Origin of the sequence: Shewanella morhuae, from assembly GCF_003028295.1 — a bacterium.
GTDB lineage: Bacteria > Pseudomonadota > Gammaproteobacteria > Enterobacterales > Shewanellaceae > Shewanella > Shewanella morhuae.
This window is the reverse complement of sequence record NZ_PYSG01000002.1, coordinates 985,012-1,011,710: the sequence shown is the minus strand read 5'-3', so window position 1 is coordinate 1,011,710 and position 26,699 is coordinate 985,012. Positions and strand designations below refer to the sequence as shown.

25 protein-coding genes are annotated in these 26,699 nt (G+C 43.0%); 12 read left to right on the top strand and 13 right to left on the bottom strand.

Annotated features, from left to right (window positions below; genetic code table 11):
• Window positions 1-11: 11 nt before the first annotated feature.
• The 3 genes from C9I43_RS04940 (at window position 12) to C9I43_RS04930 (ending at window position 1,389) form a co-directional block, all read left to right on the top strand.
• Window positions 12-314 carry a PilZ domain-containing protein gene (locus C9I43_RS04940; protein WP_076498306.1) on the top strand — a complete coding sequence of 101 codons (303 nt, stop codon included), beginning with the start codon at window positions 12-14 and terminating at the stop codon, window positions 312-314.
• Window positions 315-389: 75 nt separating this feature from the next.
• Window positions 390-1,058 carry an AAA family ATPase gene (locus tag C9I43_RS04935; RefSeq protein WP_076498304.1) on the top strand — a complete coding sequence of 223 codons (669 nt, stop codon included), beginning with the start codon at window positions 390-392 and terminating at the stop codon, window positions 1,056-1,058.
• Window positions 1,045-1,389, top strand: a complete 345-nt coding sequence (locus C9I43_RS04930; RefSeq protein ID WP_107882467.1) for a ribbon-helix-helix domain-containing protein — start codon at window positions 1,045-1,047, stop codon at window positions 1,387-1,389. Before C9I43_RS04935 ends, C9I43_RS04930 begins: the two co-directional genes overlap by 14 nt.
• A gap of 57 nt (window positions 1,390-1,446) precedes the next feature.
• Here the strand turns inward: C9I43_RS04930 and C9I43_RS04925 are convergent, their stop codons facing one another.
• The gene (locus tag C9I43_RS04925; RefSeq protein WP_107882465.1) at window positions 1,447-1,689 is read right to left on the bottom strand and encodes a YecH family metal-binding protein; all 243 of its coding nucleotides are present in this window, start codon (window positions 1,687-1,689) and stop codon (window positions 1,447-1,449) included.
• Between the two features lie 127 nt (window positions 1,690-1,816).
• On the opposite strand from C9I43_RS04925, the gene C9I43_RS04920 reads away from it, so the two are divergent.
• The 5 genes from C9I43_RS04920 (at window position 1,817) to C9I43_RS04900 (ending at window position 7,088) form a co-directional block, all read left to right on the top strand.
• Window positions 1,817-3,514 (top strand): sensor histidine kinase, encoded by a 1,698-nt coding sequence (locus C9I43_RS04920; RefSeq protein ID WP_107882463.1) that lies wholly within the window; start codon window positions 1,817-1,819, stop codon window positions 3,512-3,514.
• A complete protein-coding gene (gene btsR / locus C9I43_RS04915) occupies window positions 3,511-4,221 on the top strand; it encodes a two-component system response regulator BtsR (protein ID WP_076498295.1) in 711 nt (236 codons plus the stop codon). Before C9I43_RS04920 ends, btsR begins: the two co-directional genes overlap by 4 nt.
• Before the next feature lie 209 nt (window positions 4,222-4,430).
• Window positions 4,431-5,891, top strand: coding sequence for a carbon starvation CstA family protein (locus C9I43_RS04910; RefSeq protein ID WP_076498292.1), 1,461 nt, complete (start codon window positions 4,431-4,433; stop codon window positions 5,889-5,891).
• 184 nt (window positions 5,892-6,075) lie between these two features.
• Window positions 6,076-6,471, top strand: coding sequence for a VF530 family protein (locus tag C9I43_RS04905; protein WP_107884041.1), 396 nt, complete (start codon window positions 6,076-6,078; stop codon window positions 6,469-6,471).
• A 164-nt stretch (window positions 6,472-6,635) separates the two neighbouring features.
• Entirely contained in the window at window positions 6,636-7,088 is a 453-nt protein-coding gene (locus C9I43_RS04900) for a FlxA-like family protein (RefSeq protein WP_076498289.1), read from the top strand.
• A 69-nt stretch (window positions 7,089-7,157) separates the two neighbouring features.
• On the opposite strand, the gene C9I43_RS04895 is transcribed toward C9I43_RS04900, so the two are convergent.
• The 7 genes from C9I43_RS04895 to C9I43_RS04865 all read right to left on the bottom strand — a co-directional run bounded on the left by C9I43_RS04895 (window position 7,158) and on the right by C9I43_RS04865 (window position 13,871).
• Window positions 7,158-8,036: a hypothetical protein gene (locus tag C9I43_RS04895; protein WP_373455345.1), complete on the bottom strand. Its 879-nt coding sequence runs from the start codon at window positions 8,034-8,036 to the stop codon at window positions 7,158-7,160.
• 96 nt (window positions 8,037-8,132) lie between these two features.
• On the bottom strand, window positions 8,133-8,747 hold the full coding sequence (ribA, locus tag C9I43_RS04890) for a GTP cyclohydrolase II (RefSeq protein WP_107882459.1): 615 nt from the start codon (window positions 8,745-8,747) through the stop codon (window positions 8,133-8,135).
• A 273-nt stretch (window positions 8,748-9,020) separates the two neighbouring features.
• On the bottom strand, window positions 9,021-9,377 hold the full coding sequence (locus C9I43_RS04885; protein ID WP_076498282.1) for a YibL family ribosome-associated protein: 357 nt from the start codon (window positions 9,375-9,377) through the stop codon (window positions 9,021-9,023).
• A 114-nt stretch (window positions 9,378-9,491) separates the two neighbouring features.
• Window positions 9,492-9,953, bottom strand: coding sequence for an anaerobic ribonucleoside-triphosphate reductase-activating protein (gene nrdG / locus C9I43_RS04880; protein ID WP_107882457.1), 462 nt, complete (start codon window positions 9,951-9,953; stop codon window positions 9,492-9,494).
• 156 nt (window positions 9,954-10,109) lie between these two features.
• A complete protein-coding gene (gene nrdD, locus C9I43_RS04875) occupies window positions 10,110-12,227 on the bottom strand; it encodes an anaerobic ribonucleoside-triphosphate reductase (RefSeq protein ID WP_107882455.1) in 2,118 nt (705 codons plus the stop codon).
• A gap of 349 nt (window positions 12,228-12,576) precedes the next feature.
• Entirely contained in the window at window positions 12,577-13,266 is a 690-nt protein-coding gene (locus C9I43_RS04870) for a hypothetical protein (protein WP_107882453.1), read from the bottom strand.
• Window positions 13,267-13,418: 152 nt separating this feature from the next.
• Window positions 13,419-13,871 carry a MarR family winged helix-turn-helix transcriptional regulator gene (locus C9I43_RS04865; RefSeq protein WP_258191993.1) on the bottom strand — a complete coding sequence of 151 codons (453 nt, stop codon included), beginning with the start codon at window positions 13,869-13,871 and terminating at the stop codon, window positions 13,419-13,421.
• Between the two features lie 178 nt (window positions 13,872-14,049).
• Between C9I43_RS04865 and C9I43_RS04860 the strand changes: the two genes are divergently transcribed.
• A complete protein-coding gene (locus tag C9I43_RS04860) occupies window positions 14,050-15,063 on the top strand; it encodes an NADP-dependent oxidoreductase (protein WP_107882451.1) in 1,014 nt (337 codons plus the stop codon).
• A 148-nt stretch (window positions 15,064-15,211) separates the two neighbouring features.
• Here the strand turns inward: C9I43_RS04860 and rssA are convergent, their stop codons facing one another.
• Window positions 15,212-16,159 (bottom strand): patatin-like phospholipase RssA, encoded by a 948-nt coding sequence (rssA, locus tag C9I43_RS04855; RefSeq protein ID WP_107882449.1) that lies wholly within the window; start codon window positions 16,157-16,159, stop codon window positions 15,212-15,214.
• Between the two features lie 247 nt (window positions 16,160-16,406).
• Between rssA and C9I43_RS04850 the strand changes: the two genes are divergently transcribed.
• The 3 genes from C9I43_RS04850 to C9I43_RS04840 all read left to right on the top strand — a co-directional run bounded on the left by C9I43_RS04850 (window position 16,407) and on the right by C9I43_RS04840 (window position 18,974).
• Window positions 16,407-17,762, top strand: coding sequence for a DEAD/DEAH box helicase (locus C9I43_RS04850; protein WP_107882447.1), 1,356 nt, complete (start codon window positions 16,407-16,409; stop codon window positions 17,760-17,762).
• A 202-nt stretch (window positions 17,763-17,964) separates the two neighbouring features.
• Complete coding sequence (locus C9I43_RS04845; protein ID WP_107882445.1) at window positions 17,965-18,402, top strand: DUF3010 family protein; 438 nt, start codon at window positions 17,965-17,967, stop codon at window positions 18,400-18,402.
• Between the two features lie 47 nt (window positions 18,403-18,449).
• A complete protein-coding gene (locus C9I43_RS04840; RefSeq protein ID WP_107882443.1) occupies window positions 18,450-18,974 on the top strand; it encodes a M48 metallopeptidase family protein in 525 nt (174 codons plus the stop codon).
• Window positions 18,975-19,483: 509 nt separating this feature from the next.
• Here the strand turns inward: C9I43_RS04840 and C9I43_RS04835 are convergent.
• The 4 genes from C9I43_RS04835 to C9I43_RS04820 all read right to left on the bottom strand — a co-directional run bounded on the left by C9I43_RS04835 (window position 19,484) and on the right by C9I43_RS04820 (window position 26,389).
• Window positions 19,484-20,785 (bottom strand): peptidoglycan DD-metalloendopeptidase family protein, encoded by a 1,302-nt coding sequence (locus C9I43_RS04835; protein WP_107882441.1) that lies wholly within the window; start codon window positions 20,783-20,785, stop codon window positions 19,484-19,486.
• Window positions 20,786-21,049: 264 nt separating this feature from the next.
• Complete coding sequence (locus tag C9I43_RS04830) at window positions 21,050-24,106, bottom strand: AAA family ATPase (RefSeq protein WP_107882439.1); 3,057 nt, start codon at window positions 24,104-24,106, stop codon at window positions 21,050-21,052.
• Window positions 24,103-25,248 carry an exonuclease SbcCD subunit D gene (locus C9I43_RS04825; protein ID WP_107882437.1) on the bottom strand — a complete coding sequence of 382 codons (1,146 nt, stop codon included), beginning with the start codon at window positions 25,246-25,248 and terminating at the stop codon, window positions 24,103-24,105. Before C9I43_RS04825 ends, C9I43_RS04830 begins: the two co-directional genes overlap by 4 nt.
• Before the next feature lie 370 nt (window positions 25,249-25,618).
• Window positions 25,619-26,389: a TSUP family transporter gene (locus C9I43_RS04820; protein ID WP_076498496.1), complete on the bottom strand. Its 771-nt coding sequence runs from the start codon at window positions 26,387-26,389 to the stop codon at window positions 25,619-25,621.
• Window positions 26,390-26,699 lie beyond the last annotated feature (310 nt).

Here is a 26,699-nt window from a genome sequence, read left to right as displayed (position 1 = left end):
GTAATTAAGTTATGGGCAGTCATTCTATTGGTTTCGAAGAAAAACGTACGTCATTACGTGTAGACATGGAAGCAGAACGGATAGTGTTAAATTGGGTCGATGCCCAAGGTGAAACACAAACCGACGAAGGCGTATGTATCGACTTAGCAAGACGTGGGCTTTTATTCGATTATAAAAAACCTTTTGCATTAGGTGAGCTAATTGAAGTGACCTTTAATGCCAATACTAGACAACAAAATACCATAAAGGGGCAAGTATGCCGTTGTGCTAAATGCCATGAGCACAGCTACCATATCGCCATACAACTCCTTTAATTAAACTTAAATTTCGCAGGTTTAGTGTGTCTGTTCTACACTCAATTCATTGCTAGGTTCATTAAGGGGCGTAACATGATTTTGTTGGTAGGAGGCGAAAAAGGAGGGAGCGGGAAAAGTTGTTTAGCTCAAAACCTTGCGGTGTATATTCAGCAAAAATTTCAAGCCAATGTTCTCATGGTCGATTGCGATCCCCAGCGCACCACTTCAGATTGGATCCAAGCAAGAAACAATGATCCCAGCCTGCCAAGCATTAATTGCATTCAACTTTATGGCAAAATCCGTAACGATTTATTGAGCCTCAATGACCGATTTGATTACGTAATTGTAGACTGCGGGGGGCAGGATAACTTAGCCATGCGCGCTGCAATGTCAGTTGCGACCTATGTTGTGATCCCTTTAAGACCAAAGAGACGTGATCTAAAAACCTTACCTCACATGGAAGACATGCTAAGTACCTGCAAGATGGTCAACCCCAAAATGATATCTACAATAGTTTTGACCCAATGCCCTGCTCTGCCCACGCAATTTAAACGTATTTTAGAAGCGAAAGATGTGGTGAAATCCTTCGGATTAAGAGTGCTAAACTCGGTCACGTTTTGTCGAAATATTTATGACGACAGTGAAGAAAAAGGCTCCTCAGTGGTCGAAGTCGAACCCGATGGTAAGGCTGCCGATGAAATCCGCGCTATAGCGGATGAATTATTCGCAATACCATCAGAAAATAGCTATGAGCTTAACTGATCTTAAACGTAAGCGACCTAAGCAGCCCATCAAGTCAGTCTCTGTCGAGGATTTTATTGAAGATGCTAATAACTATGCCTTTGGTAAAAAAAGTTTATTAACCGCACCTACAACGTCGGCCTTTATTAAAGGGTTAGATAAAAAATCGACAAAAATTTATCGTCATGCAACCTTTACCCTCACTGAAAATAGTATCTCTCAGCTTAATACACTCTCAAAATCGACTGGTATCGCAAAGTCTCGATTACTGCGTATTCTAATCAATGAATTTAGCCAACTGACGCCCATACAACAAGAAATCATTGCCAACAAACGTCATAGCGAAACCTAACCTTTAGCCAGAGTCATTGATTGGAAGTAGGCAGCTTCTGGTTATATTACTCTTTAATCAATGATCACATTGTTTGCCCGCGGCGAGTTCAATACCTTGGGGCGTGTCGAGTAATTTTCCTTTGTGCGTCAATAACTGTAACAATGCTTCAGCGCTAAGATCAACGGCACTACACGTATGATATCGCGCCGATAAGCCAAACTGTTGTCCCATTAAAGAAATTAATTCAGGCTTTATAATCGCGGCCCCTTGAGCTACCATCAGCGCTATAACATCATGACCGTGAACAGAATTGGACATATGTCCTCCTAAAGATGCAATATGCTGCTCTTTATATCTTAACGGTTGAATTTGAACTCTGATCTCGCGCATACAATTTCAATTTGATACTACTGCGCCGACATCTGTGACAATAATGTGAGCCATTATGTCCTTAATTCTCTTGTTGACCCAACAGATGTCGCTGTATTTAGTGATTGTTTACTTGGTCAGTAAAACGCCGCTGTTTAAACTGTTTGCCGAAACATCCCCCCGTCTGCCACATAAAATTTTTATGTATCTGATTTTTTCAAGTTTCTGCGTTATGGCAACCTATTTTGGCGAACAAACCTCTGGAGCGATTGCCAATACGCGCGCAATGGGTGCGGTATTAGGGGGATTATTGGGCGGGCCAGTGACTGGTTTTCTGGTCGGACTCACTGGTGGGCTTCACCGCTATAGCATGGGCGGTTTTACCGACTTAGCCTGCGCGATTTCAACCACGTTAGAAGGACTCACGGCGGGGATGATAAGCTTTTACTTAAGGCGTGCGGGTAAAAGTGAGCTTATCTATAATCCATTACTCGTTTGCCTCGTAACCCTTTATGCCGAGATGATGCAAATGAGCATTATCCTTCTGGTCGCCCATCCTTTTGATGATGCCTGGGCATTGGTCCGTCAAATTGCACCGCCCATGTTGTTGGTCAACTCCATCGGTGCAGCGCTGTTTATGAGTATGATCCGTGACCAAAAGGCCATGTTTGACAAACTGTCCTCTAGTTTTTCGACTAAGGCATTAAAAATAGCCGAACGCAGTGTTGGGCTATTGTCAAAAGGATTTAACGAGCAGAGCAGCAGCCTCGTCGCTCAGATTGTTATTGAAGAAACCAACGTTGGCGCGGTCGCGATTACAGACAGAGACAAGCTATTAGCTTTTATCGGTATCGGCGCCGATCACCATCTTCCAGGCACCCCAATTTCATCTAAAATCACCTTAGAAGCCATCAATCAAAATAAGGTGATGTTTGCCGATGGCGTTGAAATGCCCTATGCCTGCTCTATTTCAACTCACTGTCGCCTTGGTTCTAGCCTCGTTATCCCGCTACGCAGTGACACAGAAGTGATTGGCACTATTAAACTTTACGAGCCTAAAAATAAACTTTTTTTGAATATTAACCGTACCTTAGGTGAAGGTATTGCCCGTTTATTATCAAACCAAATACTTTATGGCCGTTTTGAACAACAACAAAATTTACTCACTCAAGCCGAACTTAAATTACTGCAGGCACAGGTTAATCCACATTTTTTGTTTAATGCCCTTAATACCATTAGCGCGATTATCAAGCGCGATCCCGATATGTCGAAACAGTTACTGCAGCAATTATCTCAATTTTTACGCATCAATTTAAAACGAACTACAGGTTTAGTGACGTTAGGTGATGAGCTAGATCACATCGCTTCTTATCTCACCATTGAAAAAGCACGTTTTATTGATAAATTACATGTCAGTATCGCGATACCTGAATCACTCTATCACTGTAAGGTACCAGCTTTTACCCTGCAGCCTATTATCGAAAATGCGGTGAAACACGGCACTTCACACATGATTGAGCAAGGGAAAATTAAAGTGACGGGGAAACTAGAAAATAATGTATTGGAATTAGAAGTCATAGACAATGCTGGCTTATATCACCCCATTGAAGGCTCAGAGGGGCTTGGGATGAACTTAGTACATAAGCGCATTCAGAATCTTTTTGGCGAACAATATGGTGTCACAGTAACGTGCGATCCCGATGAATTAACCCGTGTCACCATTCGATTACCAATAGAATCTCCTGAAACATCAACGATGGGAATCGGCACGTGATTACTTGTTTAATTGTCGACGATGAACTGTTTGCTCGCGAAGAATTAGCCGACCTTTTAGGGCAAGAGCCCGATATGCATATCATAGGTCAATGTACCAACGCCATTGAAGCATTGCATATGATCTCAAAGGAAAAACCTCAACTGGTTTTTCTCGATATCCAAATGCCGCGGATTTCAGGTATGGAACTTATCGCCATGCTCGATCCTGACACTATGCCCAAAATCGTGTTTGTTACTGCCTACGACGAGTTTGCTGTCAAAGCCTTTGATAATCATGCCTTCGATTATTTGCTCAAACCGATAGATGCACAAAGATTCAGTAAAACACTCACTCGTGTGCGTAAAAACCTCGCACCGCAGTTAATGGACGCTATTACCCCTAAAAATCTTGAACATATTCCGTGCTATAGCGGTAATAAGCTCAAAGTGATTGCCATCCAAGACGTAGAATATGTGTTTAGCGATTTAAGCGGCATTCATGTGGCCAGCACTAAAGGTAAAGTGCATACTCAATTAACCTTAAAAATATTTGAAGAAAAGACTCCACTGGTGCGCTGCCATCGTCAGTATTTGATCTCACCGAAAGCTATTGCTGAAATTGAACTATTAGATACCGGCGCACAAGTCACCACGCATATGGGTGATAAAGTGCCCGTATCACGCCGCTATCTTAAGAGTCTAAAACAGCTTTTCGGCTTTCAATAGGCAGCATCCAAACCCGATTAACGGCATGTTATTGGTCATGCTGTTCGCCATCAAATGTCGGACAACACCTGCTGTTAACATAAAGGCGCAACCACTCAATCTCACCTATTACCGCTCAGACTGCATTTTCGACCACTGACTGATATTGCTCAGTTTTATATAAACAACGTGTTTACACTCGCCAGAACTCAAATGGGGAGATAACAAAAATGATGTGGTTCCTACTCTGTGTCGGTCTGCTGATCGGCGGCTACTTTATCTATGGCGCCTTTGTCGAAAAAGTCTTCGGCATTAACGCTAACCGTCAAACACCGGCTTTCACTCAGGCTGATGGCGTCGACTTTGTACCTATGTCTAAAGGCAAAGTTTATTTGATTCAATTGTTAAACATCGCAGGCGTAGGCCCAATCTTTGGCCCTATCCTGGGTGCACTTTATGGCCCTGCGGCCATGCTGTGGATTGTAATCGGCTGCATTTTTGCAGGTGCTGTACATGACTATTTTTCTGGCATGCTATCTGTACGTAACGGTGGCCAATCGGTGCCAAACCTTGCGGGTAAATATTTAGGCAAGAGCGCCAAACACTTTATGAACGTGTTTGCCATCGTGCTGTTACTGCTAGTCGGTGTGGTGTTTATCTCTGCGCCTGCGGGTTTACTTGGTAAATTAACCGGTTGGGACGTCAGTATCTTTGTAGGTATTATTTTTATCTACTATCTTATTGCCACTGTGGTGCCCGTCGATAAAATTATCGGTCGTCTATACCCTTTCTTTGGCGCTTTATTGTTCTTCATGTCATTTGGTTTAGCTATCGCGATTATGTTATCAAGCGAGCACACCTTACTGCCTAACGTGCAAGCGGGCGATTTCTTCCAAAACTTAAATCCAAATGACATGCCACTCTGGCCTGCCCTATTTATCACTATCGCCTGTGGTGCGGTGTCGGGTTTCCATGCCACACAATCACCTTTAATGGCACGCTGCGTTGAAAATGAGACTAATGGTCGCTTCGTCTTCTTTGGTGCCATGATTGGCGAAGGTGTCATCGCCCTGCTTTGGTGCGCCATTGCACTGTCTTATTTTGGTGGCGTTGAAGGGTTAAGCGCGGGGATGTCTGGTAACCCAGCAAACGTAGTATATGAAGCTTCTACTGGTCTATTAGGTGCTGTTGGTGGCTTTATGGCTATCTTAGGCGTAATTATCCTGCCGATTACCTCAGGTGATACCGCTTTTCGTTCTGCACGTTTGATTTTGGCTGAATTTTTCAACATGCCACAAATCTCACTGCCAAAACGGTTAGTGTTAGCTATCCCACTATTTGTTATCGGCGGCATGTTAACTCAGGTGGACTTCGGCATCATTTGGCGCTATTTCGGTGTGGCGAACCAAACCACTGCAGTGTTAATGCTGTGGACTGCATCGGCTTATCTACTACGCCATAACAAGCTGCATTGGATTGCGACAATCCCTGCAATGTTTATGACTACTGTGGTAATTGCATTCCTACTGAACTCATCGACCTTAGGCGCAGGTTTGCCGATGACGGTATCAACCATAGCGGGTGTAATCACCACCTTAGTGATTACTGCGTTATTGATTGTAAAAACGAAAGGTAAAGGCGAAATTGACTCACACATTGAAACTGAGCTAAAAGAGACGGTTAACGATTAATCTCATCATTAAATTGGAATATTATAAAACAGGCGCTTAATTGCGCCTGTTTTCATCACCACCTCACAGATTACCCGCAAAGCTCATTTTATTCGGCACTGACTCTCCATTTATTCGATAAGAGCCACGCACTGTATCAGTAATACAAAAATGCTATACTCGCGCCATAGCACACTGCACCATGATGCATAATATGAATCAATCGAATGACCCGCTGCACGGCCTCAAACTAGAAACTATTATTACTCATTTAGTCGAGCGATACGGCTGGGAGAATTTAGGCGAGAGAATTAATATTCGCTGTTTTACCCACGATCCCAGTATTAAGTCCAGCTTACAGTTTTTGCGCAAAAATGACTGGGCGCGTGATAAGGTCGAATATCTCTATTTGAGGGCCAATAAATTACCTTTACCACCAACACAAGCGGAAACCAAGCAAGCGGGCAAAAAGCCTACTGCTAAACCTAAGGCAAAAGTCGCCAACCATAAAGTGGCTCAAGCGGCGCCAAATAAATCAGCTACCAGCGATAAACCGAGCGTAGATGGCAAAGTAAATAAACATATTTGGGGTAAGAGTTAATATTCTAGACTTAGTAATGCTTAAACAGCTCTGAGATAAGGGCTGTATTGTCATTAATACCGAACTCTACTTTTTAGTTAAAAAACGACCTTGGCTTTAGTTTTCACATGAATGGCCGATAATGTTTTGAGAATTAACCTAGTTTGTGCCTAATGGAGCATTTAATGAACATCAATGGAATAAATAGCACCACAACAGGTTCAGCTTTTACGCCAGTATCAAACGCATATATCGCAGCGACACCAACCACAAAAGCGGCGAATACTGAGCCAACAACAGACTCTCCGGATGCTCAAGATACCGTCTCCATTTCTAATGCTGGCCGTGTGGCACTATCCATAGATGTCGGCTCGACCTTAAGAGATAAAGCTTCTGCCCAAAAGGAACAATTAGACACTGCCACCTCAGAAGAACCAAAGTCAATAATTGATGCGCAAGTCCAAAAGATAAAAGAGCAGATAAAAGCTTTACAGGAAATGCTGGCTAAACTGAAGGGCGATGACTCAGACGCCGCAGATCAGCAGCGTAAGCTTATCCAAGAACAAATCATGCAACTGAGTGGTCAAATAGCAACTTTAATGGATCAAAAGATACGCGATGCAAAGGAGTCAGCTTAACGTAAACGACTTTACGCAAAGCCTTTACCATATTATTAATCCATATCCAACGAAATGAATTCAACTAATCTAGATAGGAAAACTGAACATTAAGCGCCAAATATCTAAGCCATCACCACGGCGGTAGCTTAATCCTATGCGGTCAATATCGAGTAATTTTCCTCCAAGGGACTTAGAGAAGGCGAGAGAAAATCCTGCTTCATAACTACCTGAAACGATAGTATCTTGTTCGATTTCACTGATAAATCTGAGCTCATTAAAATACCAATAACCCACTGCAAATACTCTCGGTTGAACCTGAAAGCTCCACCACTGCCAGCGCGGCGCTAATCCCACATCGACACCGGTTTGTAACACAGCAAATTGGTCAGCAAACTTACCATAGTGCTCACTGTAACCAGCAAAGTGTAATCTGGACACCCATACAGCATCTTGTCCCGCGAGGCTAAAGTCATACAAGCTACTGATGCCTGATGCAATAATGGCAACGTTATCGCCTTTATCAAAATTAGTACCAAACCCGATATCCAGATACGCTTCCATTCGAGTATTTTCGCTAGCCTGCCAATGGTGCTCAACACCAGGGGTCACTGTCATAGTGCCGATTGATGATGGCAACTCACCTTCGGTAATATCTTGGGCTAAATAATCAAAAAAGCCAAAGGAGATAGGTAAGCGTAACCAAGTCTGGCTATCACTGTCCTTTTTTAAATCGAAACTTAATGGGATACTCACAACAGTCGCATTTTGGTTTGCGGCGCGATAAACACCTGTGCCTAAATAACTACCAAATGCATAAACTGAATTAGGATTATCGCTCGTCTCTATCGGATTACTGTCATTAGCATCAACGGTGGGCTCATTGGTTTGGGGCAAAGATGGAATAACTTTTACAGCAGAAAATGAATTAGCGCAGGTGATAGGTGTAACCCCCATTGCCCAGCACATTACAAACAATAATAACAACCGACTGAAAAAATGGCTCAATTAACTTAAACCTTCCTCATCACTGACCCAATCGGTCGAATCATCATAAATACAAAACTACTTATTTTCATCCATAAAATGATATTCAGACATCAGATGTCCAAGCTCAGTAGATTTGGTTTTTAAGTAGGCTTCGTTGTAACGATTTTTACCGACTTGCAACGGCACACGTTCAACGACTTCGATACCACACTCTTGCATTGCTTTAACTTTACGCGGGTTATTGGTCATCAAACGCACATGTTCAACACCTATCTGTTCTAGCATAGGTTTAATCATATCGTATTTGCGCATATCGGCTTCAAAACCCAGTTGCTCGTTAGCTTCAACGGTATTGGCACCTTTGTCTTGCAACTCGTAAGCGCGAATTTTATTTAACAAACCAATGCCACGGCCTTCTTGGCGTAAATAGAGGATAAAGCCACTGCCCGTTTCGGCAATATTTTGCATCGCCGTTTGCAACTGAAAACCACAGTCACAACGCAAACTAAATAAGGCATCGCCGGTTAGACACTCGGAATGAATACGACCCAACACAGGTTCATCCGTACTGAACGTACCAAATGTCAGCGCAACATGCTCTTTACCTGATTCCGTATCTTCAAAACCATGCATGGCAAACACGCCCCAAGGAGTGGGTAACTTTGACGTTGCGACAAATTTTATCGACATATTTAACCTTTAACGACAACTCTCATTCCATGAGACAAATAAAATCCCTAGAAACAACTGAGGATTAGGCACTTAGCCAACTAAGCGCAGCATTCTAAAGTGTTTTTGAACATTCAGAAATACTTTAGTGTTTTAATCAACTAAACCAAGCATGAGTGTCACTTTTAGATGGTCAGCACGAAAGAGTGGATTAAAACGAAGCAGTGCATAAAGTCAAAGGCCACAAGCTCAGGACCGACACTCGATCTGGTACTTGTGGCATCCGATCACACATTAAAATTTTTCGGGTGCGTATCCAGTGACTTCAGTCAGTCTCATCTCACGGCCGATAGCCGTCATAGGATGGATAACTACCAACCCTTTTACAGACTTTTTCAGTTTACCCATGTCCGCTTGCTCTGCTTTTGTCAAAGCACGGTGGAAAGGTAAATCCTTGATATCTGAACCTTGCTTATTCAATAAGCGAGTTTGCTGTCCTTTCACACTGGCAATTTGCTTAGTGACGGCAGCGATTTCACGTTTGAACTGGGCAATAACCACGTCATCGCCTCTTTGTTCAGCCGCAGCAAGTTTACGACGAAATTTATCGACTTTATCGTTAAGTTGCTGCAGTTCTTGCTTTAAATTCATTCTGTTACCTTAAATTACCTAAGTTAGCCACAGTAAAATCTTAGCCTGATTATGCTAGCATCTGTGTCAAGGCCTCAGATTATAGCAGTAAGTTGCAGATCCTCGTTACCGCTTTTATAACAAACGAATGATCTGATTGCTGCTGCCGCGAAACATCAAACTCGGATCGGCAAGATTTTGCTCAAATTTTCCATCCACCAGCACATCAATATAGGGTAATACCGCGCGTTGTTTATCACTTAACTCATCAAATACATAGCCCGTCCATAACCATATATCTTTACTCGGACACTCAGTTTTAACGCGTTTGACCAGTGCCAAAATAGTATCAAGATTAGCGGGCAACAAAGGATCGCCCCCCGAGAGGGATAAACCGCGGCGCACTATTCGTTGATCACTGAGATCAGCAATAATCCTATCTACCATCACGCTATCAAATAAATGCCCTGAGCGGACATCCCAAGTACTTTGATTATAACAACCGCGGCATTGGTGCTCACAACCAGATACAAATAGGGTCACGCGCGTACCAGGGCCATTCACTACATCGATAGGAAAATACTGATGATAATTCATAGCTTATAGTTCATAGTGCAATGCCATTTTAATATTAAGACTTATGTCATCGCACCATTGATACCATGAAATAAGCCTAACAAGCAGAATAAGGTCAATTCCCAAACGACCTGAAAATACCAGTTTTAGTATCTCCAGGTTGTTTAGATATAAGTATTACAAGTGTTTGATTCTACGTTTAACTTCTTCTTGTTTACCATGATTAAATGGCCGAGCATCAGGGCTGCCCAAGTAACCGCAAACCCGGCGCGTTACCGACACACGGCTAGGTTCGTGATTACCGCATTTAGGACACGTAAAGCCTTTACTGGTGCAGCTAAATTCGCCGGTAAAACCGCAGTCATAGCATTCATCAATTGGGGTGTTAGTGCCATAATAAGGCACACGGCTGTAACTATAATCCCAGACGTTTTCTAACGCTTCAAGGTTATGCTGCATGTTGGGATACTCGCCATAGCAAATAAATCCACCGCTGGTTATCGCAGGATATGGCTGCTCAAAATCAATTTTATCGTATGGATTGACGTGCTTTTCAACATCAAGATGGAAACTATTGGTGTAATAGCCTTTATCCGTCACTCCAGCAACGAGACCAAATTGTTTGGCATCTAGTTTACAAAAGCGACTGCAAAGATTCTCACTTGGCGTGCTATATAAACTAAAGCCATAACCCGTCTCAACTCTCCAAGCATCAGTAGCGGCTTTTAGATAAGCAACAATGGCAACGGCCTTTTCCCTTAATAGTGCATTATCAAATACATGGGTTTGGGTGCCATAAAGTGCATTAATGGTTTCATGTAAACCAATGTAACCGAGTGAAATTGACGCACGACCATTTTTAAAGATTTGCGACACATCATCATCTGCTCGTAAACGTACGCCACAGGCACCTTCCATATACAAAATAGGTGCAACACGGGCTTTTACGCCGTTTAGTCGCTCAATGCGAGTATCCAGAGCTTTACGAGCTAAAACTAATCGATTATCCAAAATACGGTAAAACTCGGCTTCGTTGCCCTGTGCTTCTAAGGCAATCCGCGGCAGATTTAAACTGACCACCCCAAGATTATTACGCCCTTCATGCACGAGTTCGCCATTTTCTTCATAGGTGCCTAAAAAGCTTCGACAACCCATTGGAGTTTTAAACGAACCAGTGACTTTTTCAACTTGTTCATAATTAAGAATATCGGGATACATACGCATAGTTGCGCATTTGAGCGCCATTTGTTTGACATCATAATTGCAATCGCCAGCCTTGTGATTGATGCCATCACGAATAGCAAATACGAGCTTAGGAAATACTGCTGTTTTACGGTTTTTGCCTAAACCTGCCATGCGCACTTTGAGCATAGATTGCTGAATTAAGCGTGATTCCCACGAAGTACCTAAACCAAAGCCAAAGGTTACAAATGGTGTTTGTCCATTGGCGGTATGCAAGGTATTTACTTCGTATTCGAGTGATTGAAACGCATCGTGACACTCTTTTTCAGTTTGCGCAGTGGCAAAAGCTTTGGCGTCGGTGATCTTCCAATTTAATGCGGTTTGATAGTGCTTGTCATAACTCTTGGCGACAAATGGCGCTAACACTTCGTCGATACGGTTAATGGTCGTGCCACCATAGATATGGCTCGCCACTTGGGCAATGATTTGCGCGGTGACCGCCGTTGCTGTAGAAATCGATTTTGGCGTTTCAATCTCAGCATTGCCCATTTTAAAGCCGTGAGTCAACATGCCTGCCAAATCAATTAGCATGCAGTTAAACATAGGGAAAAACGGCGAATAATCTAAGTCGTGGTAGTGGATCTCACCCGCTTCATGGGCAGCAACCACATCCTTTGGCAAAATATGACTTTTGGCATAATGTTTTGCCACTATGCCCGCGAGTAAATCCCGCTGAGTCGGGATCACTTTGGAATCTTTATTGGCATTCTCATTAAGCAATGCCGCATTACTCTGCTCAACTAAACCACGGATCTCAAGGTTGAGTTTACTGGTCGCATCACGACATATATCTCTATCGTGACGGTATTCGATGTACACCCGTGCCAGCGACTTGTACGGGCCTTCCATCAGTAAGTTTTCAACGACATCCTGCAGATAATGGATATCCACTTCGGTTAATGTCGCCACTTGCAGCCTCACACTGGCAGCAACTGTTGCAGCATAATCAGTATCTTCAATACCTGCCGAGTTTGCAGCGGCTATAACCGCATCTCTTATTCTTGTTTCATCAAAAAGTGTGCGGCAACCATCCCGCTTAATCACGACTGGCATTAGTGAGTCCTTCTCCATTTAGACCGAATCAAACACCACATGTAGTAACCAATGATTCAGCAAACACAATATGTAGCGTATTAGGCGGCATCGACATTAAAGTTTCTATGATCCAGATCATGGTTTTCAAGATAGGAGAAAAGAACAAAGCAGAAGTGTTGTAATAGCCGATGATCCACACTTAGAGCCTTGACCTTCGTCATAAAGCAAGATAGATGGAGGATAAAATAGGTAGGTAGAAAATAAATAGATGGGAGATAAAATAGGTGTGATTTTATAACAATTAGCACAAAGCCATTTTCAATAAATAAAAAATGGCTTTGATATTAACAAAATATACGTCGGCATATTAACGTTTAGCAAGTGCCAGATAACTGCTTAACTGACCCGATGCAGACTGATGCGCCCCCATCGATGAGGCCAATTGCATCATTGATTTAAGCCCCTGCCATTGCTGTTTTTGTGTATCGGTTAACGCTGGTTCTGAATTCAAATAATCAGTTAACTGTCCGAGTGTCTTAGTGGCTTTTTGCGCCAATACTGGCGAATGCGCATCATCCATATTATTTAAAACACTTTTAGCATCTATCAAGGTATTAACCAGCGGATTATTTGGCGAGTTTTTAGCGAGTGATTTAAGTTCATCATCGACAAAATCTTGTAGCGACTGCTTGCTTGGCTCTGTCGTACTGGGAACTGTTATACCATTTTTGGATAAACGTTCGAGTTGCATGTCCGATAAAATCCCGTCTTTTTGTAAACGTGACACTAACGCAGGGATCTTCGCGACACCAAATTGGCCATCGGCAAAGAAATCCTTCGCCATCGACTGAATTTTCTGTGCTCGCTGCGCCCTAGGTGACAGTGCGATTTCATCCGCTTTTGTCGCGTCTGTTTTAGTCGTATCTGGCTGAGGTTTGGTTGACGTAATAGTGCTATCTGTTTTAGCCGTATTGGTTTTTTGGCTATTGGCACCATAAGCATCGGCGACACTGGTACTACTACGAGTAAGATTGAAGCTATTTGCAATAGAATTCATTGTCAATAATTCGGCGTCTAAGACTAATTGGTAGTTTTAAAGCAAAAATTAAGCCAATCAAGTATGAATCTATGCCTAGCTAGAATTAAGGCCTTCACACAGCTATCCCTGCACATCACTATCCCATCACAGGATATTAGGTAGACTTATGCCTAGGACTGTAAGTCCTCAATCAGAGCAAGACATTGGCGGCGCAATAAATCGAGTGCCTCAGCATCCAGCTGCACTTTATCGAGCAGCGTTTGCTTTAAGGCTAACGCCTCATGCTTAATATCTTCTCCCTGACTGGTCAGCGTCACCCGTTTTTTCCGTTCATCATCCACACAAACTAAACGCGTGATCAGCCCTTTCACCTCAAGTCGCTTAACGATAGGCGTTAAAGTGCCCATATCGAGCTTAGTTGCCGCGGATAACTGCGTTTGACTACAACCGTTTTGACGCCACAGGGTTTGCATCACTAAATATTGGGGGAAGGTTAACCCGTATGCTTCGAGCAACGGCCGATAAGCGCGCACCAGCGCATTACTCGCAGAATAAAGTGCAAAGCAGACATTATCAGATAAACACAGTTTATCTATCGCCTCTTCAGTATGAGTCGAAATGATTGCATCTCTTTTCGGTTTGGCTGGAATATGTGTCACGTTTAGGCATTTGTCATTCAAACATACTGCATCTTACTCTATCCACTTTAGCGCATCTAGTTTGTGCGCAAAGTATTTGCATTTAATCCTTAACCCACGTAAAGTTATTGCAATTAGTTTGCGCACAAACAAAAGGTCATTTATGAATAATCCTATTACACAAACCCGTGAAATCCATTTAGCCAGTCGCCCAGAAGGCATGCCATCTGTTGATAATTTTGCTTTGGTAAATAAATCCTTAGCGCCACTTGCTGACGGACAAGTGCTGATTAAAAACCTGTGGATGTCTGTTGACCCTTACATGCGTGGTCGCATGGTTGATCGCAAGAGTTATATTGCGCCCTTCGCGTTAAATCAAGTACTAGAAGGTGGCGCTATTGGTGAAGTTATCGCTTCTAAAAACAATGAGTTTCCTGTGGGAACGAAAGTCAGCAGCATGTTAGGTTGGCGCGAACATGCCGTAACTGATACCGATGGACTGACAGCTTTGCCACAAACTGAATTAGATAGCTCACATTTTTTAGGCGTACTGGGTATGCCCGGCATGACAGCATGGACGGGGCTGACACGTATTGCTAACTTAAAAGCGGGTGAAACGCTGTTTGTCTCAGCCGCATCTGGCGCAGTAGGCAGTGTCGCTTGTCAGCTTGGTAAGTTGATGGGCGCTCGAGTAGTTGCCTCGGTTGGCTCAGATGAAAAAGCTCAATTATTACAAAGTTATGGTGTCGATAGCATCATCAACTACAAAACCTGTGGCGATCTGACTCAAGCCTTAGCAAAAGCCGCACCAGAGGGTGTGGACGTATATTTTGAGAACGTTGGGGGTGAACATCTAGCCGCAGCACTGAGTAATATGAAAGATCACGGGCGAATTGCCGTCTGCGGCATGATTTCACTCTATAACGAATCCACTCCTACCGCTGGTCCAGATAATTTATCCCTGATTGTGATGCGAAAATTAAAACTCGAAGGTTTTATCGTATTTGAACATTGGGACCACTATCCTGAATTTGCAGCAAAAATGGCGCAATGGTTAGCTGAAGGTAAAGTGCAAGCTGAGCAAACTATTTATCAGGGAATAGAACAAGCACCCGATGCATTTATTGGCCTATTTGAAGGTAAAAATCGCGGTAAAATGCTAGTAAAGCTGGCTTAAGGACAACTAATGTTAAGCTAAACAGTTAGCTTAACATTACAGCTAAGAAAATATTAAGTCGGTATAGCGAGACGAATGCCGACTTTTATTATTTGATATCAATCGCCTGCCTTGCTTAGCTGCCCTGTTTATTCTGGGGCGACTGTTATTAACCTTTCCAGAGTGCGGCTTCAATCAAATGAGCCACTTTTTCTACGGCAGCTTCACCCGCAGCAATAGCTTCATCGGCACGATGAAACTCCATCGTCCCAATATTACCCACTTCAGGCACAATACAAATATCAGGTGGATCGCCCATTAATCGTGCTCTTTTATGTCTTTGTTCTAAAATCCCCATCGACTGCGACATTACCGCTATCATTCCTGGATTTGATTTAGTGCCCAGAGAAAACTTATCCGTCAAATTACTCACATAATCTCGACCGCGGGCAAATAAATCCATAAAACCCGTTTCTTGTCGTGCGGGTATCTCAACACTTGCTGCAGGTATTTTTTGACTGGACATATTAACAGGCAATGCTTGGACACGCCCTGAATGATAGCCATATAAATCAACTGCAATCACCACATCAACACCCATGGCACGGCTCATTGAAACAGGCACAGGATTAACCACTGCGCCATCGACTAACCAACGTTCCCCTTGACGTACAGGGGCTAAAATCCCTGGCATAGAACAAGAAGCTCGCACCGCTTGACGTAAATCTCCTTCAGTAAACCAAATCTCTTGACCCGAGTATAAATCAGTCGCAACCGCGGCAAAGGGACGGTTAAGTTTCTCAATATCCACATCTCCTATGCGGGCATGCAGCACATCAAATACTTTATCGCCGCCAATAAGGCCACCTTTGCGCCATCGAATATCCATCAAACCCAGTACATCCCAACTAGAGAAACCACGTACCCATTGTTCCAATTCTGGTAAATGTTCATGGGCATAAGCGGCGCCTACCAATGCCCCTATTGAGCATCCAGCAACTTTATCAGGTTTAACTCCCATTGCGGCTAAACCATTTAATACGCCAATGTGTGCCCAACCTTTCGCAGCGCCGCTGCCAAGCGCAATACCCACAGTGGGAGTTGTTCCACTAGCCATAAATTATTCTCCAATTACATACTGCATAACACGATAGCGTAAAACACGCTCACATCCACAGCTTATCAATAAAATTTGTATGATTAATTTTGTAACTTCAATGTAAACAAAAACAGTAATGTAAGTTTGAATCACACCATCACAACATCATTCAAGCGCTAGAGTGCAGATAATCATCAATGTGGATGGCTGAGTAAGGGGGATTAAGGCTATAATCTGCCCTTACTAAGATTTAGGGGGTATACCTTTGCAATTTACTGATTTTTCTCTGGACCAGCGTCTGCTACAAAGCATAAAACACATGGGCATTACTGAGCCCACAGCCATCCAGGAACAAGCACTGCCTATCGCATTGGCAGGTAAAGATTTAATGGCGTCATCAAAAACGGGCTCAGGTAAAACCTTAGCGTTTTTGTTACCCGCATTGCAAAGAGTTATTTCGACCCGCTCACTGTCAAAGCGCGATCCTAGAGTCTTAATTTTATTACCTACTCGTGAGTTAGCACATCAAGTTTATAGCCAACTTCGTCTGCTTGTCGCCAACACTCAATACAAAGCGATCAGCGTATTAGGGGGGGAGAACTTTAACGACCAAGCTAAAGCACTCGCAAAAGAGCCACATTTTATTGTGGCGACCCCAGGTCGTATCGTTGATCATTTAGAGCAAAAAAACCTATTCCTAAATGGTTTAGAGTTATTAGTGCTCGATGAAGCCGACCGCATGTTAGATTTAGGCTTTGCTCCACAACTGAAAGCAATCAACGAAGCTGCCGACCATAAACGTCGTCAAACATTGATGTTTTCGGCAACCTTAGATCATGACGAAATCAATGATATCGCAGCAACCTTGTTAAAAAATCCTGCGCATGTCGCCATTGGCGCTGCTCACTCAGAACATAACGATATCCATCAGCGCATCTTTTTATGTGACCACTTAGACCATAAAGAAGCGTTGTTAGCTCGTTTGCTCAAAGACGAAACTCATAAGCAAGTCATCATTTTTACCGCCACTCGCCCTGATACTGAGCGCTTAGCGGCTAAATTAACCGCCCAAGGTTTTGCAACCTCAGCCCTAAGTGGCGATTTAAAGCAATCGGCACGAAACCAAATCATGGACCAATTTGCTCGTGGCCAACAACAAGTGCTAGTAACAACCGATGTTGCTTCGCGCGGTTTGGACTTACTGAATGTGTCTTTAGTGATTAACTTCGACATGCCTAAATTTGCCGAGGAATACGTGCATCGTATTGGTCGTACTGGTCGTGCTGGCGCGAAAGGCGATGCGGTATCACTCGTTGGGCCAAAGGATTGGGATAACTTCAAAAAAGTGCAAGTTTTCCTCAGAAAGACTTTTGATATCAGCACTATTTTAGGTCTAGAAGCTAAGTTTAGTGGGCTACAAAGTAAGGCGAAACAGACGCCAGTAAAACGCTTAGCGAAAGCAGACGTGACGAAAGGTAAGAGCAAAAGAGTAAAAGCAGCCACACCTGCACCATCACGGGATAAGCGTTTCATCACAGGCGTTGATATCGGTGATGCACCTATGCGTAAAAAACCTGCTGCGGCAAAATTACTACAAGATAATGATACCGAAGAAGTTTAAAAAAATTACAGAATAAATACCCATGGATTTAACATCAGATGTTATCTCTGATATAAAACACATTGGCATGATCTAATACTGGAAATTGACGCACTATGTGCATCAGTCTGTCACCAAGCGAACCAAAAGCGCATGGTAAACACTGACCCTTAAGTCATTTCCAGCTACAATAGCGCTATTATCGATATTTTGAAGGTGTAACATGAGAGTTTGTGGTGTTGAATTAAAAGGTGGCGAAGCCATTATCAGTTTATTGAGCTATGAAGGTGAAACCTTCAATGTGCCAGATTGTCGCAAGGTCTCTTTCACCGTTTCCCAATCGGCAACCACAGAAGCTATCCGTGAATTTCATTTCGCTTTCCATAAGCTTATGCAGGATTATCATGTTGATGAAGTCGTTATCATTGAGCGTGAGCAAAAGGGCAAACTAGCAGGCTCTGCAACAAGTTTTAAACTGGAAGCCGCCATTCAACTAGGTGAATTACCAGTGAACTTACTGTCTCCAGTAACCATAAAAGAGCAAAATAAGCGTAATCCACCACAAGTCGATTTTGATAGCTTAGACCTTAAAAAGGTACAACAGCTTGCTTTTGAAGCCGCCTACGCCCAGCAAAATCGCCATATTTTTGGCAAGATATAAGTAGTGTGATGACTTAGGCTCCGAAGTTATTCGGAGCTAAATACCTTATGAATTCATTAAAATACCTAAGCGGCTATAGCCCTGAGATCCAGCAGCAAGTACAGCAACATCTGGATGCGGGTACTTTATCCAAGCTACTGTTGAAACGTCATCCTGTCATACACAGTGTTCGCAGCGATAAAGCGCTGTACGATTATACCCAAACGATTAAAAATCAATTTTTACGCCAGTCATCCCCACTATCCAAAGTGATCTTTGATGATAAAATTAGCATGAGTCATCATGCACTTGGGTTACATTCTTATGTAGCACGAGTTCAAGGCAATAAAATCAAAGCAAAGAACGAAATCCGTATATCTTCACGTTTAAAGCGCGTACCAGAACCTTTACTACGGATGGTTGTTGTACACGAACTTGCCCATTTAAAAGAAAAAGATCACAACAAGGCTTTCTATAATTTGTGTATCCATATGGAGCCAGATTATCATCAATTTGAGTTTGATTTGCGTCTATTATTAACCTGCATCGATGCCAATATATCCCCTTATTCGACCAATACGGTCGACGCCTAAATAATAATATTCCTCATTTAAAATGAAGCGATGCTGGTTGCTAAAGTAAATGGTCCAGTATTCAAAGGCAGATAATGTCTGTGTGCGCTAAAAAATAATTCAAAGACCTCAAACCAGTTAATAGACGATGATCTAAATAATTGCTCTCAATCACTGTATCCCAATTATTCAATGGGACACTCGAACGCTAAGTTCTGCCATTAAGCTCTCTCAACTACACATATACTCACGACAATCACTAAGCCTTTACTGCGCTCTTATCTTATTCTGATACATTCATTACCGATAAGTTTGAATAAAATTTAAGCTAATTTTGTGATAAGAAAAATGCTTATAGAATGCAGAGACTATTATGGTGTAAATAACATAGCCTTGAGATAAGTGACATAACGGATATAAAAATACCGATGACACTTAAGTGTTATCGGTATTTTTATATCTCTAGTAATGTGGTTATTATGGATTATTCAGGTTTTAATCAACTCTAATTCATCGTCTAAGCCAATTACTTAGCCTAAGTTCATCATCGCTTGGCGACTCTCGACTAAGTTAGTAAATATCTGTAAGTCTTGGTTGGCTAACTGACTAGACATTGGAATATCTGCTTTTAACGGATCAACTGGTTTACCGTTAATATGGAATTCATAATGTAAATGTGGCCCTGTCGAACGCCCAGTATTACCCGATAAAGCAATAACTTGTCCGCGAGTAACACGTTGGCCTTTACGCACAAGTGCTTTAGATAAATGTAAATAACGAGTACGGTACTTACCACCATGCTCAATCACAATATATTTACCGGCAAACTGGTGGTCTGTCACTAAACTTACGATACCGTCCCCAGGTGCAATAACTTTAGTGCCGATAGGAACGGAAAAGTCAGTACCGTTATGTGGTGAAATACGGCCAGTAATAGGATGTTTACGATATGCGTTAAAACGAGAGCTCATGCGCGGTTGCTTAGCTAACGGATAACGCTGGAATGCGCGAACTAAACTTTGCCCTTTAGCATCATAATAACTACCATCAGAATATTGGAATGCACTAATTTCAGACCGACCCGTTTTAATTGTCACCCCTAAAATTTGGCTACTTCCTGTGGCTTCGCCTTCAACATATTGATCATTTACCAAAACAGAAAATTGATCACCAGCATGTAAATCACGGGCGAAATTTAACTTTTCTTTGAGTAAATCTTCAATGCGCTGAATGTCGGCGGCCGCTAAACCCATTTTTTGTGCCGAAACATAAAAAGAGCCTTTAATATCCCCACTAATAATACGATTTTGCCAAACACCTTCTACGTTAACTTCCTCAACATTAAAACTACCATCTTCATAACGAGTAAAAACAACTTGGCGGGCAGTGTTAAAATAAAGTTCTAATTTCTGTAGTTGGCCTTCGTTATCTAACCAAAATTGAATTCTGTTGCCGGGTAATAAAGTATCAAGTGCGAGGATATTTAAATCAGCTTCTAACACCTTATACATAGTCTGTTGATCAACGCCCGCTTTTGAAAACAACCCACTCAATGTATCACCAGAGGCAATAACGCGTTCGAAATGAGGGATATTACTGATGAATGCACTATTTTCGGTTTCTTGAGACTCAGAAACTTGAGGTAGTATATTTTCGATATCGAGGGTAATAGGGATCCGCTGTGCAGTAGGCATGATATTGCTACTATTAGGCATTAGCATAGCAGCGCCAATCAACAGGCCACCCATTAATAGAATGTTCTTCTGTTTTGATGATAAGTTCTGCAAACGGGATTGCGATAAGTTGATAAAGTTGGGTTTGCCTGTTTGCAACGCTTCTCACCTTTCGTTAACTTTGTACTCTATTTTTGAACCAGCCCCTTAAAGGGAAGCTCTAATTTTTTCCAACTTATCCCAAAAAAACGATTATGACAATCGCTATTTCGCACTTTTAGCCCGATATTAACAAGAAACATGCGCTAGTTCGCACTTCAAATTAATTCCCCTTATATTTCCCAATGTTAAACACGAAAAAATCACAACAAATAACAGATTAAAAACAAATGTTTAAATGCGACTTCTGTAGAAAGTAAGCGGCTAAAGTAAAACAACCACCATTTCACTCCCATGTGAGGTTTTATGGATATCGATGCGGGTATTTATCTGCTCTTTCATCTCTGAGACGTGCGATATTACCCCTATCATACGGCCTGATGATTGCAGATCCATCAGGGTTCGAATGGCCAATTCTAATGAATCTTGGTCCAAACTACCAAAGCCTTCATCAATAAATAAGGTGTCGAGTTTGATGCCACCTGCATAGGCTTGCACCACATCGGATAACCCTAATGCCATTGATAATGCCGCCATAAAACTCTCACCGCCACTTAAGGTCGCCACCGGACGTACTTTTGAGGTGTAGGCATCTTCGACTTCTAACTCTAGGCCTGAAGCCTTGTTACCTTTTGCTCTATCTTCCTTACGCAATAAGCGATAACGCCCTTTACTCATCAAATGCAGCCTATGACTGGCTTCAAGTAACACATCATCAAGCAACACACTTAAGACAAAACGCTGCAAGCTAATTTTATTGCCCGTATTACCATTAGCAACGTCGGCGAGCGTGCCAATAACCGCATACTCATCTTCTAAACTCTTAGCTTTCGTATCGGCAATATTCAGCTGGGTTTGTGTTTGAAGCAGAAGCGCAGCTCGAGTGTGGAGCTGTTGCCATGTGTGTTCGGCAGTGTGTAATGCTTGCTGCGCCATCTCAAGCTCTGCCGCAAGCTTGGTGCTATCGGGCGGTACTTTATCTTTAAGCTTAAGTGTCAGTTGCTCACTCTGGGCTTGAATTAACGCACATTGCTGCTGGTACGCTTCAATCTCACTTGCTAGTAGATGTAGTTGCTGCTCATCCAACATGGCCTCAAGCAAAGCTTGTTGATCGGTAAAACCGGCAGCTAATAACTGTTGACTGAGCTGCTGCTGTGCTCGAGTTAACTGCGTTAGTGCGGTCTCAGCGGTGTTCTCTGCTCCATTTAACGCAGCTTTAGCGGCGACAAAAGCCTGCCCAGTTTGTAGTTGAAGCTCGCGAATGCTGGCAATCTGTTGTTTAACATGATTAATATCTTGTTGGTTTTGTGCTATTGCAGCGTTTAATACCTCGAGCGTAGCCAGCTCCTTCGGTACATTTTGCTGCATTTGCGCTAGCTGCCCTTGCAATACATCAACCTTTGATTGCGAGGTATTTTCTTGCGCGTGTCCTTGCTCCAGCTTTTGCTGTAATTGCGTTTCTTGCATCTGTAGCAGCACGATATCTTGCTGCAGCTGCTGCAAACTTAAGTGGGCTTGTTCGGCTGTTGTAAGTGAAGAAGCCAATTGCGCCAAAGTATGCGTATGTTCATCTAAAGAAATATCAACTGCAACGCCTAATTGTGCTGCGAGATCCTGCGATTGTTGCTGCAAGGTTTCTAACTGCGTTTGAAAGCCCCGATATTCAGCTCTTGCCTTACTCAACATATCTTGGGCATAGGCTTCTGCATCTTGGGCTAATTGCAGCGCTTCATCACTGGGCAGCGCTTCTTGGCTCTGCGCTGGCTGTGGGTGAATTGTGCTACCGCATACAGGGCAAGGTTCATCTTGCTGTAATTGCCGAGCTAAAATAGCCGCCTGCCCTTGATGCCAAGTCAACAATAGGGTTTTATGCGCTATCTGTGCTTGTTGATGTTGAGTATTAAGCAGTTGGCCTTGCGCCTTAGCCTTGTCAAGTTTAGCCAGTGTTGAAGCAACTCTGACCGCCACCTGTTGCCATTGCTGATAAGCAGATAATAACTGCTGTTGCTGCTGGTGCGATTGCTGTAATGACAGACGAGTCTCACTGCTAGCTTGTAATGGTGGCAGAGTTGATTCCAGTTCACGGCGTTTTTGGCTAACGGCGCTTAATTCATTTTTGCTAGCCAGAAACTGCGCTTTAGCCTTAGTTAACAGCTGTTGTTCTTGCTCGACTGTCTTAGTGAGTTTATCGAGTTCCCTAAGCTGAGGTCCTAATGCATTCAGTTGCGGTTTAGCTTGCTCCTTTTCAAGTAACTGCGCTTCCAACACGGGTAACCCTGTTGCTTTTAGTTCAGCACTTTCAAAAGCTTGCTTAGTATTTAATAAGGCTGTTTTTGTGTGGTTAAGGTTAAGGTTTGCTGATTTAGATTCTTGCTCACGGGACAAAAACACTTCAACGATTGGCCCTAAACGCTGCGCTTGCTTAGCAAGTTCCACTGCGTGACTTTTAGCCTTAATATTATTTTGCTGCGCACTAAGCTCTGCAGCAGTTCGAGTTAACACATCCAGCTGAGTAAAATCGGCCAGTAAATGCTGCGCAGCGTCGCCCCGCTTGATGATAAGTTGCTGTTGTTGTAATGCCTGCTCTTTCGCGCTTTGGGCCACTTCAAGTTCTGGTGCGAGCTTAGCTAATTCATTATTCAGTTCATCATCGGATGCAACAGCCGCACTTTGTAAGATGCCATCGCGACGACTACGCTGGTCTTTTACTAAGGCGCGAATATCCGCTGCCTTACTTTTTAAGGAATCTTCAATGCGGCGATAAATATGAGTTTGAAATAATTGACTAAATATCTGCTCACGCGCCTTAGAATCTGCCATTAATAATTCACGGAACTTGCCCTGTGGCAATACCATGACTTGGCGAAATTGCTCCACATCGAGCCCTGTTAAGGCTTCAATTTCAGCAGTTGCCTCAGAGACTTTACTCGCCACAAGCAAGCTTTCATTGCCATCAGCGTCAATTTTATAGAGCTGAGCTTCAGGCTTTTGTACCGTTGAGCCATCGCCGCTTTTTTTTACTCTATCTTGCTCTGGCACGCGCCGAATACGATAGTGATTACTGCCAAGCTGAAAGCTAAATGTGACCTCAGTGAGCAAGTTATCATCGGCCATATCGCAACGCATCTGACTGCCTTCACGCTCGTTACCCGTAGTTTTGCCGTAAAGCGCAAAACAAATACCGTCGAGCAAGGTCGTTTTACCCGCACCTGTTGGCCCATTAATTAAAAATAATGGATTAGTGCCAAGCGCTGTAAAATCAAGTGATTGAGTTGATGCAAAGGGGCCAAAGGCTGACATTGAAAGGCTAAGGGGTCTCATGCTTGACGCTCCTCATTGTGCAACTTAGTCAAGAGGTCGTCCATCACAGTTTGCTGTGCCTGCGTTAATGGCTCGCCAGACACCTGAGAGAAAAAGTCGCAGAACATATCCATTTCGCCTTTTTTGATATGATCGCGGCTTAAAGCGACTTGCTGCTGCCCCGCCATCAAGCCTGTGCGCTCTAAATGCAGTACATTAGGGTAAACGGCTCTGAGTTTGCCCATAGCATCTAAAATGGCATGTTTATCCAGTAGTCTCACCATCAGGTAATCTTCACGCTTTATATCCGTTTTGCCTTGAGCGAGTAATGTTTCTAATTCCCCCTCTAAGATGCGCACATCACGCATTGACGTTAATGGTAATAAACGAATATTTAGCGGCGTTTGCGCGCCAAGTTCAACTAAGGTTACCGACTTGTGTTGATGTTGTTCGCTAAAGGAATATTTTAAAATCGAACCTGAATAGCGCACATGTTCGGCGCCTTTGTATTGCGGCCCGTGCAAATGGCCTAACGCAACATAATCAAATTCAGTAAATAGCTTTGGCGATATTTTGTCGGCGCCGCCAATACTGAGCGGTCGCTCTGATTCTGACTCACTGCCACCATCCAAAAAGCAGTGACTGATCACCACTTTGGGTAAGCCTTGACTATCGTGCTGACGCACTTGCTCAAGCAAAATATCCATAGCCATTTCGTGGCTCGCAGCCTCGCACTCAAATACGTGGCGCACGGTGGCTGGATCAGCATAAGGCAGGGGATAAAAAACCACATCACCGCTTAAACTCGACAAAGTAATAGGATGAATATTAACGCTCAGTGGCCCAATAATATGTAACCCACTTGCCGCCATTTGTTTTGCTGCAAAACCCAAACGCTCGTGGCCGTCATGGTTTCCAGCAATCATAATCACTTGCAAGCCTAAACCATGTACCAAACGATTAAGCACATCATCTAATAACGCAACCGCATTAGCTGGCGGAATCGAACGGTCATAAATATCCCCCGCAACAATCACAGCATCGACCTTATGCTCACTTGCCATAGCAATAATTTGCTCGAGCACAAAGGCTTGATCATCTAGTAATGACTGATTGTGTAACTGGCGGCCAATATGCCAGTCTGAGGTATGGATAAATTTCATAATCGCTCTTTTAACAAAGTGATGGCGCCAAAGCTAAGCGCTCGTATCGCCCATTAACGCAAAATAAGGTAAACAATTTACGTATTCAAATCTAATTAAATCCTAATAAGTAAAACATAGTGTTAAAATACACATAGAAAAATAAGAACACAAAAAGTGTATTAAAAAGGACAGGATATACTATTCAAAAACCTTGAAATAGTACACCTATTGCCAAAATAGGAGGTGGGATTTTTGATAGTATTGGAAGGTTCTACACTGCGATATCATCCTCGACTTAACTGTTAAGCCAAGGTTGACATCATTCAGATAAAATAGCGCACTAAGATAAGCTAACGCGCCGTTTAAGGCTGCGCCTATTGATTGTCTATTAGAATAACTGGTACTGCGTTGCGAGCAGTTTAAAGCTCATCGCAAGGGACATAGTCACCACGAGTGGCTTAATGATCTTAGTGCCTTTAGTCACCACTAGACGAGAACCTAAGGTTGCGCCAATGGCTTGTCCGGCCAGCATTACTAACCCCAATAACCAAATCACTTTCCCGCCTAAGGCGAAAAAGATCAACGAGGCGATATTGGTCGAAAAATTTAGCAGCTTCGCGTGAGCTGTAGCCTTTGCCAAACCAAAACCAGCTAGTGATACAAAAGCTAATGCAAAAAAACTGCCGGTACCTGGACCAAAAAAACCATCGTACAAGCCAACGCCTAAAGCCGCAGTGAACGCAAACGCGGTCGGTGTGAGCACTTGATGTTTATCGTCCTCAGATATCTTTTTCGAAAACAAAAAGTAACAACCAATGGCCAATATTAAAAATGGCAACATCAATTCGAGCACTTTAGTATCAACAAGTTGAACTAAAACAGTCCCTAATGCGGCGCCGATAAACGCACAAATTAAAGCTAACTTAACCGACTTAAGATCAACCAGCCCCTTGCGCACAAAGTACCAGCTCGCAAAAAAACTACCGCCACAAGCCTGTAACTTATTGGTCCCTAAGGCAACCGTAGGCGGTAATCCAGCCCACATGAGTGCCGGAATTGTTAATAAACCACCGCCACCGGCAATTGAATCAATAAAACCTGCCACCAGTGCCACGGCAAAAAGTATTGCTGCGATTTGTAGAGTTAATTCAAATTCCATAATTTTTATTATTCTGTTGATAAAAAGAGAGTCATTGCCGAGCATTAGACTGCGTTTGCCAACTAAATGCAAAGGAGTTATTACCGCCTTTACATCAAATATAGTGACGTAAGAGTGAGATATTCCGGCTCCAACACCCGCCATAGGAAATAATATGCTCACCGGTTTATAACCACTTAACGTCATCAAAAATAACTGATACATAACATTGCAATCAAACCATAAATCTCAATACTTATGTCCCACCTTTATAATTTATTCACGCCGACATCCCCTTACCGACCACTAGAAACCTAGCCTTTATCGCTTG

Bases quoted from the DNA above. Each gene is read 5' to 3' on its own strand.
- C9I43_RS04940 (WP_076498306.1), top strand. From the start codon at position 12: ATGGGCAGTCATTCTATTGGTTTCGAAGAAAAACGTACGTCATTACGT.
- C9I43_RS04935 (WP_076498304.1), top strand. From the start codon at position 390: ATGATTTTGTTGGTAGGAGGCGAAAAAGGAGGGAGCGGGAAAAGTTGT.
- C9I43_RS04930 (WP_107882467.1), top strand. From the start codon at position 1,045: ATGAGCTTAACTGATCTTAAACGTAAGCGACCTAAGCAGCCCATCAAG.
- C9I43_RS04925 (WP_107882465.1), bottom strand. From the start codon at position 1,689: ATGTCCAATTCTGTTCACGGTCATGATGTTATAGCGCTGATGGTAGCT.
- C9I43_RS04920 (WP_107882463.1), top strand. From the start codon at position 1,817: ATGTCCTTAATTCTCTTGTTGACCCAACAGATGTCGCTGTATTTAGTG.
- C9I43_RS04910 (WP_076498292.1), top strand. From the start codon at position 4,431: ATGATGTGGTTCCTACTCTGTGTCGGTCTGCTGATCGGCGGCTACTTT.
- C9I43_RS04905 (WP_107884041.1), top strand. From the start codon at position 6,076: ATGCATAATATGAATCAATCGAATGACCCGCTGCACGGCCTCAAACTA.
- C9I43_RS04900 (WP_076498289.1), top strand. From the start codon at position 6,636: ATGAACATCAATGGAATAAATAGCACCACAACAGGTTCAGCTTTTACG.
- C9I43_RS04895 (WP_373455345.1), bottom strand. From the start codon at position 8,036: ATGTGCTGGGCAATGGGGGTTACACCTATCACCTGCGCTAATTCATTT.
- ribA (WP_107882459.1), bottom strand. From the start codon at position 8,747: ATGTCGATAAAATTTGTCGCAACGTCAAAGTTACCCACTCCTTGGGGC.
- C9I43_RS04885 (WP_076498282.1), bottom strand. From the start codon at position 9,377: ATGAATTTAAAGCAAGAACTGCAGCAACTTAACGATAAAGTCGATAAA.
- nrdG (WP_107882457.1), bottom strand. From the start codon at position 9,953: ATGAATTATCATCAGTATTTTCCTATCGATGTAGTGAATGGCCCTGGT.
- nrdD (WP_107882455.1), bottom strand. From the start codon at position 12,227: ATGCCAGTCGTGATTAAGCGGGATGGTTGCCGCACACTTTTTGATGAA.
- C9I43_RS04870 (WP_107882453.1), bottom strand. From the start codon at position 13,266: ATGAATTCTATTGCAAATAGCTTCAATCTTACTCGTAGTAGTACCAGT.
- C9I43_RS04860 (WP_107882451.1), top strand. From the start codon at position 14,050: ATGAATAATCCTATTACACAAACCCGTGAAATCCATTTAGCCAGTCGC.
- rssA (WP_107882449.1), bottom strand. From the start codon at position 16,159: ATGGCTAGTGGAACAACTCCCACTGTGGGTATTGCGCTTGGCAGCGGC.
- C9I43_RS04845 (WP_107882445.1), top strand. From the start codon at position 17,965: ATGAGAGTTTGTGGTGTTGAATTAAAAGGTGGCGAAGCCATTATCAGT.
- C9I43_RS04840 (WP_107882443.1), top strand. From the start codon at position 18,450: ATGAATTCATTAAAATACCTAAGCGGCTATAGCCCTGAGATCCAGCAG.
- C9I43_RS04830 (WP_107882439.1), bottom strand. From the start codon at position 24,106: ATGAGACCCCTTAGCCTTTCAATGTCAGCCTTTGGCCCCTTTGCATCA.
- C9I43_RS04825 (WP_107882437.1), bottom strand. From the start codon at position 25,248: ATGAAATTTATCCATACCTCAGACTGGCATATTGGCCGCCAGTTACAC.
- C9I43_RS04820 (WP_076498496.1), bottom strand. From the start codon at position 26,389: ATGGAATTTGAATTAACTCTACAAATCGCAGCAATACTTTTTGCCGTG.